Origin of the sequence: Cellulophaga lytica DSM 7489 (assembly GCF_000190595.1) — a bacterium.
Classification (GTDB): domain Bacteria; phylum Bacteroidota; class Bacteroidia; order Flavobacteriales; family Flavobacteriaceae; genus Cellulophaga; species Cellulophaga lytica.
The window spans coordinates 1402285-1415418 of record NC_015167.1 but is presented as its reverse complement, the minus strand read 5'-3'; the positions used below and the strand labels follow the sequence as shown (position 1 = coordinate 1415418).

15 protein-coding genes are annotated in these 13134 nt (G+C 32.7%); 6 read left to right on the top strand and 9 right to left on the bottom strand.

Annotation, left to right across the window (positions count from 1 at the left end; all coding sequences use genetic code 11):
• Nucleotides 1-45 precede the first annotated feature (45 nt).
• A complete protein-coding gene (locus CELLY_RS06340) occupies nucleotides 46-1164 on the top strand; it encodes an NAD(P)/FAD-dependent oxidoreductase (protein WP_013620836.1) in 1119 nt (372 codons plus the stop codon).
• A complete protein-coding gene (locus tag CELLY_RS06335; protein ID WP_013620835.1) occupies nucleotides 1158-1607 on the top strand; it encodes a GreA/GreB family elongation factor in 450 nt (149 codons plus the stop codon). The genes CELLY_RS06340 and CELLY_RS06335 overlap by 7 nt, the downstream gene beginning before the upstream one ends.
• A 64-nt stretch (nucleotides 1608-1671) precedes the next feature.
• Here CELLY_RS06335 and CELLY_RS06330 read toward each other — a convergent pair whose 3' ends face one another.
• The 9 genes from CELLY_RS06330 to CELLY_RS06295 all read right to left on the bottom strand — a co-directional run bounded on the left by CELLY_RS06330 (nucleotide 1672) and on the right by CELLY_RS06295 (nucleotide 8285).
• Nucleotides 1672-2058, bottom strand: a complete 387-nt coding sequence (locus CELLY_RS06330; RefSeq protein WP_013620834.1) for a plastocyanin/azurin family copper-binding protein — start codon at nucleotides 2056-2058, stop codon at nucleotides 1672-1674.
• A gap of 35 nt (nucleotides 2059-2093) precedes the next feature.
• Entirely contained in the window at nucleotides 2094-2627 is a 534-nt protein-coding gene (locus tag CELLY_RS06325; protein ID WP_013620833.1) for a carboxymuconolactone decarboxylase family protein, read from the bottom strand.
• Nucleotides 2628-2681: 54 nt separating this feature from the next.
• Complete coding sequence (locus CELLY_RS17050) at nucleotides 2682-2843, bottom strand: hypothetical protein (protein WP_156099830.1); 162 nt, start codon at nucleotides 2841-2843, stop codon at nucleotides 2682-2684.
• 97 nt (nucleotides 2844-2940) lie between these two features.
• On the bottom strand, nucleotides 2941-3783 hold the full coding sequence (locus CELLY_RS06320; RefSeq protein WP_013620832.1) for a helix-turn-helix domain-containing protein: 843 nt from the start codon (nucleotides 3781-3783) through the stop codon (nucleotides 2941-2943).
• Between the two features lie 132 nt (nucleotides 3784-3915).
• Entirely contained in the window at nucleotides 3916-5364 is a 1449-nt protein-coding gene (gene pyk / locus CELLY_RS06315) for a pyruvate kinase (RefSeq protein WP_013620831.1), read from the bottom strand.
• A gap of 2 nt (nucleotides 5365-5366) precedes the next feature.
• Nucleotides 5367-5831, bottom strand: coding sequence for an IPExxxVDY family protein (locus tag CELLY_RS06310; RefSeq protein WP_013620830.1), 465 nt, complete (start codon nucleotides 5829-5831; stop codon nucleotides 5367-5369).
• A 110-nt stretch (nucleotides 5832-5941) separates the two neighbouring features.
• Nucleotides 5942-6682, bottom strand: a complete 741-nt coding sequence (gene rnc, locus CELLY_RS06305; protein WP_013620829.1) for a ribonuclease III — start codon at nucleotides 6680-6682, stop codon at nucleotides 5942-5944.
• A 4-nt stretch (nucleotides 6683-6686) separates the two neighbouring features.
• A complete protein-coding gene (gene fabF, locus CELLY_RS06300) occupies nucleotides 6687-7937 on the bottom strand; it encodes a beta-ketoacyl-ACP synthase II (RefSeq protein WP_013620828.1) in 1251 nt (416 codons plus the stop codon).
• A gap of 114 nt (nucleotides 7938-8051) precedes the next feature.
• Nucleotides 8052-8285 carry an acyl carrier protein gene (locus CELLY_RS06295; protein WP_008269813.1) on the bottom strand — a complete coding sequence of 78 codons (234 nt, stop codon included), beginning with the start codon at nucleotides 8283-8285 and terminating at the stop codon, nucleotides 8052-8054.
• Between the two features lie 162 nt (nucleotides 8286-8447).
• Here CELLY_RS06295 and purN point away from each other — a divergent pair, with 162 nt between their 5' ends.
• The 4 genes from purN (at nucleotide 8448) to CELLY_RS06275 (ending at nucleotide 12606) form a co-directional block, all read left to right on the top strand.
• A complete protein-coding gene (gene purN / locus CELLY_RS06290; RefSeq protein WP_013620827.1) occupies nucleotides 8448-9014 on the top strand; it encodes a phosphoribosylglycinamide formyltransferase in 567 nt (188 codons plus the stop codon).
• On the top strand, nucleotides 9014-9646 hold the full coding sequence (locus CELLY_RS06285; protein ID WP_013620826.1) for a ribonuclease H1 domain-containing protein: 633 nt from the start codon (nucleotides 9014-9016) through the stop codon (nucleotides 9644-9646). The genes purN and CELLY_RS06285 overlap by 1 nt, the downstream gene beginning before the upstream one ends.
• 86 nt (nucleotides 9647-9732) lie before the next feature.
• Nucleotides 9733-10659 (top strand): PfkB family carbohydrate kinase, encoded by a 927-nt coding sequence (locus CELLY_RS06280; RefSeq protein ID WP_013620825.1) that lies wholly within the window; start codon nucleotides 9733-9735, stop codon nucleotides 10657-10659.
• Nucleotides 10660-10707: 48 nt separating this feature from the next.
• A complete protein-coding gene (locus CELLY_RS06275; protein ID WP_013620824.1) occupies nucleotides 10708-12606 on the top strand; it encodes an amidophosphoribosyltransferase in 1899 nt (632 codons plus the stop codon).
• Nucleotides 12607-13134: the final 528 nt, after the last annotated feature.

The following is a 13134-nucleotide window of genomic DNA, read 5'->3' as shown; positions in this document are numbered from 1 at the left end:
CATTTTTGCACGCAGTTACTTAGTTTTAGTTCTTATTTTAGTAAGATGAATTTTAGTTATTGGGAGCATAAAACGTGGTTATCTGCAATAGATTTTACTATTGTTGGTAGTGGTATTGTAGGGTTAAATTGTGCTTTGTATTTAAAAGAGCGTTTTCCTAAAGCTAAGATTTTAATTTTAGAAAAGGGAATGTTGCCACAAGGAGCTAGTACTAAAAATGCTGGTTTTGCTTGTTTTGGTAGTATTTCAGAGGTTTTATCGGACTTGGACTCGCATACAGAAGAAGAGGTTGTATCACTAGTTAAAAAAAGATTGGATGGTATAAATTTATTGCGATCTAATTTAGGTGACACTGCTATTGGGTATAAAAATTATGGCGGACATGAATTGTTTTTAACTGCTAATAAAGATTTATATGAGCATTGTTTAGATAAAATTAATGATGTAAACAGTTTGTTAAAGCCAGTTTTTAAAGCAGATGCGTTTGTGGCTACGCAGAATAAATTCAACTTTAAAAAAATAAAAGAAAACTATATAACTCATATTTTTGAAGGTCAAATTAATACTGGTGCAATGATGCAGTCTTTGTTGGCTAAAGCTCATCAAAAAGGTGTTTTAATTTTAAATAATACAAATGTAAAAGCCTTTGCAACAACGGCAAATAGTGTAGCAGTAGAAACTAGTAATTTTACTTTACAGACTAAAAAGCTAATAGTTACAACCAATGGTTTTGCAGCAGAATTACTACAAGAAAAGGTTAAGCCAGCAAGAGCACAAGTTTTAGTAACAACGCCTATACCTAATTTGCATATTAAAGGGACTTTTCATTTAGACGAAGGGTATTATTATTTTAGAAATATTGATGATAGAGTTTTATTTGGTGGTGGACGAAATTTAGACTTTAAAGCAGAAGAAACTACAGTATTTGGACAAACCAAAATAGTGCAACAAAAGCTTGAAGATATATTAAGAGAAACAATTTTACCCAACACACCTTTTAAAATAGATAAAAAATGGAGTGGTATAATGGGTGTTGGGAGCCAAAAAAAGCCAATAATAAAGGAAGTTGAACCTAACGTGTATTGTGGTGTGCGTTTAGGCGGAATGGGAATTGCTATTGGTAGTTTGGTGGGTAAAGAATTAGCAGATTTAGTAAAATGGTAAAGAAAGAAGATCTTTTAGAGTTTTGCAGAAATTTTATAAATAATAGGGTTTCTAGAATACAAAGCAATATTACTGGTGTGCAAGATTCGCTTGCATCAGAAACTAAAAGCAGTGCTGGAGATAAGCATGAAACAGGAAGGGCAATGCTACAGCTAGAAAGAGAAAAACTTGGAGCACAACTACTAGAAGCAGAAAAAATGCAACAGTTATTGTCTAAAGTGAATATTGCAAAAAGTACTACTTTGGTTGGTTTAGGAAGTGTAGTATACACAGAAAAAAGTAATTACTTTATAGCTATATCAGCAGGGGAATTTGTGCAAAATAAAAATAAGTTTTATTGCATATCTGCAAATACGCCAATTGGTAAGTTGCTGTTGGGTAAGAGCGCAACAGACAGTTTTGTTTTTAATGGTACAACAATAAAAATAATTAAGGTGTTATAAAACAAAAATCCTTAACTAGCTTGTTAAGGCCAATTAAGGATTTTATTGCACAAAATGATAACACTTATTTTACTGTAATTGTATTGTTTGTAGCCGTTGGGTTTAATGGGCAAAAATATACATATTCGCCTTTTTCTAAAACTGTAGCGTTAGACTTTTCCGTTTTACCGTTTGCAACTGCTTTTGTAACGTATGCAGTTTTAATGTGGTTTTCTGGTTTACTAACATCTTGTCCTTTTTTTACAAGAACAAAACCTACATCATGACCAACGTTATTGTTTGCAATCTCAAAAACATAAGTACCAGGCGCCACAGTTAAATTTTTCTGTGTAAACTCGCCTTTAGTTTGTTCTAAAGAAATTACTTTACTCATTTTATCTTGAGCGTTACTTGTAAATACTACACCTACTAATAGGGCTACTAATGCTATCGCGTTTTTTAAATTTTTCATCTTTTATTGTTTAAAGTTTACTATTGATTAATTTGTTATAAAGCCTGTGCTACCGGAAAATCTACAGGAACTTTTGTTGTGCTATGTATATAGTTAGAAATGGTTTTATCGCCAACTAAAACAATTGTGTCTATTAAATTTTCTTTAGTATACCCAGCGTTTAAAAAGTTTTCTACTACATTTTTATCTGTAGCACCTCTTTTTTCGGTAATGTTTTTAGCTAACGCCGCTAATGCATCTAATTTAGAGTCAAAAGAAGCTTTACCAGCTCTTAATTCCAATATTTCTTCATCAGAAAAACCATTCATTTTTCCTATTGCTGTATGTGCAGATAAACAGTAAATACAATTATTAACTTCACTTACTGCTAAGTTTACAGTTTCTTTTTCTTTAGCGGTTAATGATGTTTTTGCTCCGCTTAAATTAAGGTAGTTTTCTAAGGCATTGTTAGAGTATGCGTAAGTTGCATATAAGTTGGGCACAAAGCCTACTTTTTTCTCTAATGAATCAAAAATTCCTTGATTTTTTTCGCTTACTTCTGCTCTTGTTGGTACGTTAAATGTGCTCATAATTCTTCTTTTTTAGGTGGCCACTTTACAATGGCTATTGTTATTATTTTTTAGTTATTGAAAATTTTGGATAAAAGGTTTTTCTGCATCACAATAGAAATCATGATGGTATTTTTTTTCACAATGGTCTGTAGCTAATACAGTCTGTTGTTTGCTTTTTTTCTCTGACCTAAATATTTCTATTAGGTTAAAAATAGAGGTATGTATGAAGTTCATAATTGCGTTGTTTTATAATTACAATGCAAAGATGCAACCTATTAAGAGCTATTTGTTAATAGCAATTTCCCGACGGCTTGTAGAAATTTCCCGACGGTTAATTTTTGTGTAATTCTCGGTATTTTGTAGGCGAGTAATTGGTCATTTTTTTAAAAAATGAACTAAAGTGTGCAGGATCATTAAAACCTAAATCATACGCAATTTCTTGGTTTTGCTTGTCTGTATAATTTATTAGTCGTTTTGCTTCAAGTGCAATTCTACTTAATATTATTTGCTGTGGTGAACTTTGGTTGTATAAAGCAAAAATGTTAGAAAGTGTTTTGGGACTCTTAAATAACAGGTCTGCATAGTCACTAACTTTACGTTTGGTTTTAAAATGCTCGTCAACCAAAACGTTAAATCTACGTACAAGATCTATTTGCTCATTGTTTAACTTTTTTAAAGTAAGTTGTTCTTTGGCTAAACGTGTACATATAATTATAAGCCTTTTTAAGAGCATTTGAAGCATATCTCCTTGGATTTTGTCAGATGTACTAAACTCGTCTATAAAAATCTCATAGAGCGTACTAAATTTTCTTTTTTGGTCTTCCGGTATAGTTACAATTGGTAGTTCTTGTGTTCCAAAAAATAGAATTCCGTTACATGATACCTCACTGTCATGATCTCTTATGCAGTAAAAAGGCCTGTTAAACATAAAAGCGGTTAAAGGTTTTTCTGTTTTTTGATAAGATACGTAGTGTAAGTAAGTAGTTGTAATTAGTTGATTAGGTTGTAGTTCTATAATAGTATTATCTATTTCTAGAGTAACGGGCGTATTATTTTGGTTCCATAATATACTTATGGTGTCTTTATTGGTATTAAAATAGGTTAAATTTTTTTTAATATCATCTGTCATTCCAAAAACAGAATCTACTTTAGTGTCAGTAAATTTAAACTTCATAAATACGGTTGTTGTTGCTACATTTTAATAGTCTTTAAAACTAAGGTTTACTTACAGCAACTATATTGGTGTAAAACAAAAAGAATCCTGAGTAAACACTCAGGACTCTTTTTTATTAAACTTAAAAAGTTTTTATTTTTTTACGTTACAAGATTCTATTTCTGTAACACGTAGTGTATTAACCATACCTTTATTTGCTATTGGCATTGCGGCAAGACTAATAAGCATATCACCAACATCTAAAAATCCTTTTTGGCAGGCAATTGCATTTACGTCTTCTATAGTTTCATCTGTAGTTACATACTTATCATAATAAAAAGCTTTAACACCCCATAAAAGGTTTAATTGTGTTAATATTCTTTTGTTAGAAGTAAAAACTAAAATGTGAGCACTTGGTCTCCATGCAGAAATTTGAAAAGCAGTATAACCACTATTTGTTAAAGTAGATATTGCTTTAGCTTTAATTTCGTTAGCCATTATAGCTGCGTGGTAACATACAGATTTTGTAATGTATCTGTTAGTTTTAACATGAGGAGGGTTGTGAGGTACAGAAATTAAATCTGAGTTCTCCACGCTCATTAAAATGCTAGACATTTTTTCTATTACCTGTACAGGATAGTTACCAACAGAAGTTTCTCCAGAAAGCATAACAGCATCTGCACCATCCATAACAGAGTTTGCAACATCGTTAACCTCTGCACGTGTTGGTGTAAGGCTAGTAATCATTGTTTCCATCATTTGTGTAGCAATAATTACAGGAATACGTGCTTTTTTAGCAGTAAGTACCAATTGTTTCTGAATTAATGGTACCTCATGTGCAGGAACTTCTACCCCTAAATCTCCACGAGCAACCATTAAACCGTCACAATAAGCAACAATTTTATCTATATTTTCTACAGCTTCAGGTTTTTCAATCTTAGCTATAATAGGAATTTTATGGTCTGTGTGTTTTTTTATTAATGCTTGTAGGTCAATTAAGTCTTGACTAAAACGAACAAAAGAAAGTGCAATCCAATCTACATCTTGAGAAATTGCAAAAATTGCATCTTTAATATCTTTTTCTGTAAGTGCAGGTAAAGAAATGTTTGTGTTTGGTAAGTTTACTCCTTTTTTAGATTTTAATGGTCCACCTTGTATAACCTCTGCTTTTACTTCATCTTTTTTGTTTGTAGAGATTACTTTAAACATTAATTTACCATCATCTAAAAGAACCAATTCTCCTGGCTTAACATCTTTAGGGAAAGATGCATAGTTCATATATACCTTTTCTGCAGTACCTTCAAAAGGTTTTCCTGTTACAAAAGATATTTTATCTCCTGGAGCAACAACAACTTCACCAGCCATAACCCCAACTCTTAGTTTAGGTCCTTGTAAATCTGCTAAAATAGAAGTGTTAGAGCCTAGTTCATCACTTAACTCACGTATCATTTTAACACGCTCTGTAACATCTGAATAATCTGCGTGAGAAAAATTAATTCTGAAGACATTTACTCCAGCATTAATCATATCTCTTAAAATTTCTTTTTTACTTGTTGCAGGCCCTAGGGTTGCTACTATTTTTGTTTTTTTGTTAGTTGGCATTGTTAAAAAATTAAGTTGTTTTTAGATTTTAGGTTATCAACATCTATACTGTAAGCAGTAACAATTTTTGGTATGCTTACAATTTGTTTTAAAATTGAAGCTACAATTTCTTTGTCTTCTTGCTCTATTTTTAAAAAGTAATCTACATCCTTATATTCAGGAATAAGATAATGTGTTGTGTATGATAGTTCACTACCAAACAGACCTCCTTGTTCTTCTTGCTCTTCTATTTTACTATGGTTGCTAATTAAAGTCCAGTAATTGTGGTTGTCTACATCTTCCCATTCAAAAAAAGGAAAAGAAATGCGTTTGTTTACATCCAAATCTATTTTAGCTCTTCTAAAATTAGATTTTAAAAATAAATTAAGATTATAGCCAATTGCGTAATCTTCTAGACTGCTGTGTAGGGCAATTAATGAAAAAGAATCTTCAAAAAAATCTTCAGAAATTTTATGTATAGCTCCCATATTCTTTATGTCTGAAAGAGTAAATATAGGATTAAAACTTATACTAGCCTAGTATGTTTTAAGGTTTAAGCAAGGTATTTAAAACGAAAACGTTTTAGTTAACAATTATTTTACTTAGACTTCTTAATTTTGTCTTGTAAAGCAAAAAATGCACGTTTAGAAGCAGCTTCTTCTGCCTTCTTTTTTGATGTTGCTCTTGCTTTTGCAATTACATTATTGTCTATAGAAAGTTTAACGGCAAAGTGTTTTAAGGTGTCATTGCCTGTATCTTCATAAACATTGTAATTAAATTGCTTTTTTTGTTTTTGGCACCATTCTATAACCAAACTTTTATAGCTAATTACTCTGCCTTCTAATTGTTCTATATCTACGTATGGGCCAATTACTCTTTCGTTTATAAATTTTTCACAATATTGGTAGCCTCTATCTAGGTAAATAGCACCAACTAGTGCTTCAAAAACATTGCCGTGTATATTGTCTCCAAAGTGCGATTTAGAAATTCTACTCTCTACGTATTTTATTAGTTCTAAATCCTTCCCTAATTCATTTAAATGTTCTCTACTAACAATTTTAGAGCGCATTTTAGTTAAGTATCCTTCGTCTCCTAGCGGTACTTCGTTATATAGGTATTTAGAAATAATAGTGCCTAGCATAGAATCGCCTAAAAACTCCAAGCGTTCATAATTTAAAGGGTTACCGTCTTTATCTTTTTTGTTTGCAGATCTGTGCAAAAAAGCTTTGCGGTATATGCTTATATTTTTAGGTTTAAAACCTAAAATGTGTGTTATTCCTAAAAAAAAATCCCCATCTTTTTCTGGATGGGAATTAAATATTTTGGAGATAAAACTCATTATCTTAGTTTAATTTTTTGAAAATTACACAAGCATTGTGCCCACCAAAACCAAACGTATTGCTTAATGCAACGTTTACGTCTCTTTTTTGAGCCTTATTAAGTGTAAGGTTTAACTTAGGATCTATGTTTTCATCTACAGTTTCATGGTTAATTGTAGGCGGTACAACACCGTGCTCCATTGCAAGTATAGATGCAATTGCTTCTATTGCTCCGGCAGCTCCTAACAAGTGGCCCGTCATAGACTTAGTAGAGTTTATGTTAATATTATGTGCGTGTTCACCAAAAACTTTGCTAATAGCTTTTAACTCTGCTACATCTCCTAAAGGTGTAGATGTACCGTGTGTATTAATAGCGTCTACATCTTCTGGTTTTAAACCAGCGTCTCTTAAACAGTTTTCCATTACACGTACAACGCCAATACCTTCTGGATGTGGTGCGGTCATATGGTAAGCATCACTAGATAAACCACCGCCAGCTACTTCTGCATATATTTTTGCTCCTCTGGCAACAGCGTGCTCATATTCTTCTAACACTAAAGCGCCAGCTCCTTCACCTAAAACAAAACCATCTCTGGTAGCGTCAAAAGGTCTAGATGCTGTTTGCGGACTATCATTTCTGGTAGATAACGCGTGCATAGCACCAAAACCACCCATACCTGCAATAGTAACAGCAGCCTCACTACCACCTGTAACAACAACGTCACAATGGCCAAGGCGTATAGTGTTTAACGCATCTATAATTGCATTTGCAGAAGATGCGCATGCAGATACAGTAGTATAGTTAGGCCCCATAAAACCGTGTTTAATAGATATGTTACCTGGTGCTATATCAGCAATCATTTTTGGTATAAAGAAAGGGTTAAACCTTGGTGTACCATCTCCTTCAGCAAAGTTTAATACTTCGTTCTGGAAAGTTTCTAAGCCACCAATACCTGCTCCCCAAATTACGCCAACTCTAAATTTGTCTAGAGCGTCTAAATCTAATTTAGAATCTGCTATTGCTTCATCTGCAGAAACCATAGCGTATTGAGCAAACTTATCTAGTTTACGTGCTTCTTTTCTATCGAAAAAATCTGCAGGATTATAGTTTTTTAATTCGCAGGCAAATTTTGTTTTAAATTTTTCTGCATCATAATGGGTAATAGGGGCAGATCCGCTTTTTCCGTTTACTAACCCATCCCAGTATTCTTCTATGTTATTGCCTATAGGCGTTAAAGCTCCTAGACCTGTAACTACAACTCGCTTTAATTGCATGAACTCAAATTTTGTTAAATCTATTAATTAGATATGTGTAAATTAAAAAAAAAAATCCATGCAGCAAGACTACCACATGGATATTTTTTTAAATCTTGTTCAAGATATAATAAATTACTTTGCTTCTTCTATATAACTTATTGCTTGACCAACTGTTGCAATGTTTTCTGCTTGATCATCTGGAATCTGAATATCGAATTCTTTTTCGAACTCCATAATTAACTCAACAGTATCTAAAGAATCTGCTCCTAAGTCGTTAGTAAAGCTCGCTTCTGTAACAACTTCGTTCTCATCAACTCCTAATTTGTCAACGATTATAGCTTTTACTCTTGATGCAATGTCTGACATAATAATTTTGTTTTAATAATTTTAATTGAAGGCAAAAATAAAAAACTTTGGTTTAAATACACCATTTGTCGTTAAAATGTGTCAATTTTTAATTTAATTTAATATTGAAGTGTTAATTTTACACCTCATTTTTTATTCATTAATTACCTTATTTGGCGCTCTATGAAACGTATTGTTCTACTTGCTTCTGGTTCTGGTTCTAATGTAGAGAACATAGCAAATTATTTTAAAGACAACCCTTTGGTTACTATTACCTGTGTACTTACTAACAAAAGAGATGCCAAAGTCATAGATAGATGTAACAGACTGAATATAAGCTCCTTGTGCTTCAATAGAAAGGCTTTTTCTAAGTCAGACTGCTTATTAGACATAATTAAGGGTATGCAACCAGATTTAATTATTTTGGCGGGTTTTTTACTAAAAATACCCCAAAAGTTTGTTGATGCTTTCCCTAATAAGATTGTAAATATACACCCTGCATTACTGCCAAATTATGGAGGAAAAGGAATGTACGGCATGCATGTGCACAATGCAGTAAAAAATAATAATGAGTCAAAAACTGGCATAACAATTCATTATGTAAATGAAAATTATGATGAAGGAGCTATAATTTATCAGGCAGAAACAGCAGTTAATAGTAACGATTCTGTAGATGACATTGCAAAAAAGGTACACATGTTAGAGTATGAGCACTTTCCAAAGGTAATAGATCAACTTTTATCAAAATAATGGGTAAAAAAGGAAAATTTTATACAGTTTGGAAAGGTAAAAAACCCGGAATTTACGATTCTTGGGTTGCTTGCAAGGCTGCCATTAATAAAGAGAAAGGCGCCCAGTATAAGTCTTTTCCAACTTTTGAAGCTGCAAAAAAAGCTTTTAATGGTAGTTATGATGATTATAGAGGTAAAAAAATTACTACAAGCTTGTCTAAAGCAGAGCTAGATAAAATAGGGCAACTAAATTACAACTCTATTGCTGTAGATGCAGCATCTAGTGGCAACCCAGGTATTATGGAATACCGTGGTGTAGACACCCAAACCGCCAAAGAGCTTTTTAAACAAGGGCCTTTTAAACAAGGCACTAATAATATAGGAGAGTTTTTAGCTTTGGTACATGGCTTGGCATATCTTAAAAAAAATAATAGTAACCGTATAATTTATACAGACTCTAGAACAGCTATGAGTTGGGTACGCAAAAAAAAGTGCAATAGTAAATTAAAGGAGTCTAAAAAAAATGAAGATGTTTTTGAGTTAATACGTAGAGCAGAAGATTGGTTAAAAACAAATACATACACTACAACAATTGTAAAATGGGAAACTAAAGCTTGGGGAGAAATTCCTGCAGACTTTGGGCGTAAATAGTACTTTTTCTTGTTTTTATAAATTGATGTTCTAATGAATCGGAATTGCTATTTCAAAAATGTATCTTTGCACCAAAATTAACTTATATGAGCAAATTGTTAATTGTGGGTACAGTAGCTTTTGATGCTATAGAAACCCCTTTTGGTAAAACAGATGTTATTCTTGGTGGTGCAGCAACGTACATAGCTTTAGCTGCGTCACAATTTAAAGTAAACTCTGCAATAGTATCTGTTGTTGGTGAAGATTTCCCTCAAGAACACCTAGACTTATTAAAGAGTAAAAATGTAGATTTATCTGCCTTAGAAATTGTAAAAGGAGGTAAAACATTTTATTGGAAAGGTAAATATCATAACGATTTAAACTCTAGAGATACTTTAGCTACAGAGTTAAACGTATTGGCAGATTTTAAACCAGTAGTTCCAGAAAGTTATAAAGAAGCAGATGTTGTTATGTTAGGAAATCTACACCCTAGCGTACAAATGAGTGTTATTGAACAAATGACAAAAAAACCAAAGCTTATTGTTTTAGATACAATGAACTTTTGGATGGATAATGCATTAGATGAATTGTTAAACGTAATTAAGCATATAGATGTTATTACAATTAATGATGAAGAGGCAAGACAATTAACAGGAGAATACTCTTTAGTTAAGGCAGCTGCCAAAATACAAACAATGGGACCAAAATTTGTTGTTATTAAAAAAGGAGAACACGGAGCATTATTGTTTAAAGATGATAATGTGTTTTTTGCACCAGCATTACCATTAGAAGAGGTTTTTGACCCTACAGGTGCAGGAGACACTTTTGCAGGTGGCTTCTCTGGTTATTTAGCAGCTTCAGGTAACGTTTCTTTTGACAATTTAAAAAGCGCAATAATTCACGGTTCTAATTTGGCCTCTTTTTGTGTAGAACGCTTTGGAACAGAGCGTATGGAGAAATTAGAAAAAACAGAAGTAGACAAGAGGCTGCGTCAGTTTGCGGAATTAACCCAGTTTAACATAGAATTACAATAATAATTACAAGCCCATTTATGGGCTTTTTTTAATATCAATTTATAAGAAATGAGTGACGCCATTAAACACGAATGTGGAATTTCTATGATTAGGCTGTTAAAGCCCTTAGAGTATTACAAAGAAAAGTACGGTACAGCTTTTTACGGAGTAAATAAAATGTACTTAATGATGGAAAAGCAACACAACCGTGGACAAGACGGTGCAGGTTTTGCCAGCATTAAATTAGATATGAAGCAAGGAGAGCGTTATATGAGTAGAGTGCGTTCTGCTCAAAGTCAGCCAATACAAGATATTTTTGCTCAAATAAATGACCGCATAAACACTGCTTTACAAGAAAACCCAGAGTATGTAGACAATGTAGCTTTACAAAAAAAACACATTCCTTATATAGGAGAGGTGTTGCTAGGGCACGTACGCTACGGTACTTTTGGTAAAAATAGTATAGAGAGTGTGCACCCTTTTTTAAGACAAAACAATTGGATGCATAGAAACCTAATTGTGGCAGGTAATTTTAACATGACCAATGTTAATGAACTTTTTGACAATTTGGTGCAAATTGGTCAGCACCCAAAAGAAATGGCAGATACAGTAACTGTTATGGAAAAAATAGGTCATTTTTTAGATGACGCTGTAGCAAAACTGTACAAGCAAATAAAAAAGGAAGGGTTTACTAAATTAGAAGCTTCACCAATTATAGCAGAGCGTTTAAACGTTGCTAAAATTCTTAAAAAGGCAGCTAAAAACTGGGATGGTGGTTATGCTATGTCTGGTTTATTAGGCCATGGAGATAGTTTTGTGCTTAGAGATCCTGCAGGTATTAGACCCGTTTACTATTATAAAGATGATGAGGTTGTTGTTGTAGCATCGGAAAGACCAGCAATACAAACAGTATTTAACGTACCTTTTGATGAAATAAAAGAACTAGAACCTGGACACGCTCTTATAGTAAAGAAAAGTGGTAAAGCTAATATTAAACAAATTCTAGAGCCAGTAGAGCGTAAAGCATGTTCTTTTGAGCGTATTTATTTTTCTAGAGGTAGTGATAAAGAAATTTATAAAGAGCGTAAAGAGCTTGGTAAGTTACTTTTTCCGCAAATATTAGAGTCTATAGATGGTGATATTAAAAACACTGTTTTTTCATACATACCAAATACAGCAGAAACTTCTTTTTATGGTATGGTTAAAGAGGCGCAAAACCACTTAAACCGTAAAAAGGAACAGCAAATTTTATCTATAGGAAGAAAAATTACATCAGAGGAGTTACACGAAATACTAGAGGTTAGACCTCGTATAGAAAAAGTAGCAATTAAAGATGCTAAACTTAGAACATTTATTACACAAGACAGTAGTAGAGATGATCTAGTAGCGCATGTATATGATATATCTTACGGTTCTGTAAAAAAGGGAGACAACCTTGTTATTATAGATGATAGTATAGTACGTGGTACAACGCTTAAAAAGAGTATTTTAAAAATACTAGATAGGTTATTACCAAAGAAAATAGTAGTAGTTTCATCTGCTCCACAAATTAGATATCCAGATTGTTATGGTATTGATATGGCTAAACTAGAAGACTTTATTGCTTTTAGGGCTGCCTTAGCACTACATAAAGAAAATGACTCTATGGATATTGTAAAAGGTATTTATGAGAAATGTTTAACACAAGTAAACAGACCAGACAAAGAGGTTGTTAACTATGTGAAAGAGTTTTACAAGCCTTTTACGGCAAAGCAAATTTCTAAAAAAATAGGAGAATTACTTAGCTCATCAGAAATTAAAGCAGAGGTAGAAATTATATACCAAACTGTAGAAAGTTTACATGAGGCTTGTCCTAAAAATTTAGGAGATTGGTACTTTACCGGAGATTACCCTACTCCAGGAGGTAACAGAGTGGTTAACAGAGCATTTATTAACTTTTATGAAGGTAAAAGTGAACGAGCGTATTAAAATGCATCGATGAAATGCATTAAATAGTGTATTTTGTCGGTAATATATGCGTTTTAGCTTTTTTATGCAGCCAAAGGGTAGTTACATAGCTAATTTTGTGATTACCATAGCATAAGTAGGTTAAGTTCATGGTAAAATTTGGGGAAAAGGTGGAGGAAACTCCGCCTTTTTATTTTTTATACTATACCATTCATCGGATAATATGTAGTTGGACTGATGAAATGGGCGTTAATCCGATACTTTAGGAACAAAATATAAACTTAAGTTATCTTTGCTGTACCATAGCATAAGTAGGTTAAGTTCATGGTAAGATTTGGGGAAAAAGGTGGAGGAGACTCTACCTTTTTATTTTTTACTACTTTCCTGAAATTCAATTCCTTTTAAAAAAAATATATAAAAATCACTTAGTCTAGTAAACTCTTTAGTTTAACTAATATTGTTTATTGCACTATATAATTAATATACATTTGTTATCACCATAGCATAAGTAGGTTAAGTTCATGGTAAGATTTGGGGAAAAAGGCGAAG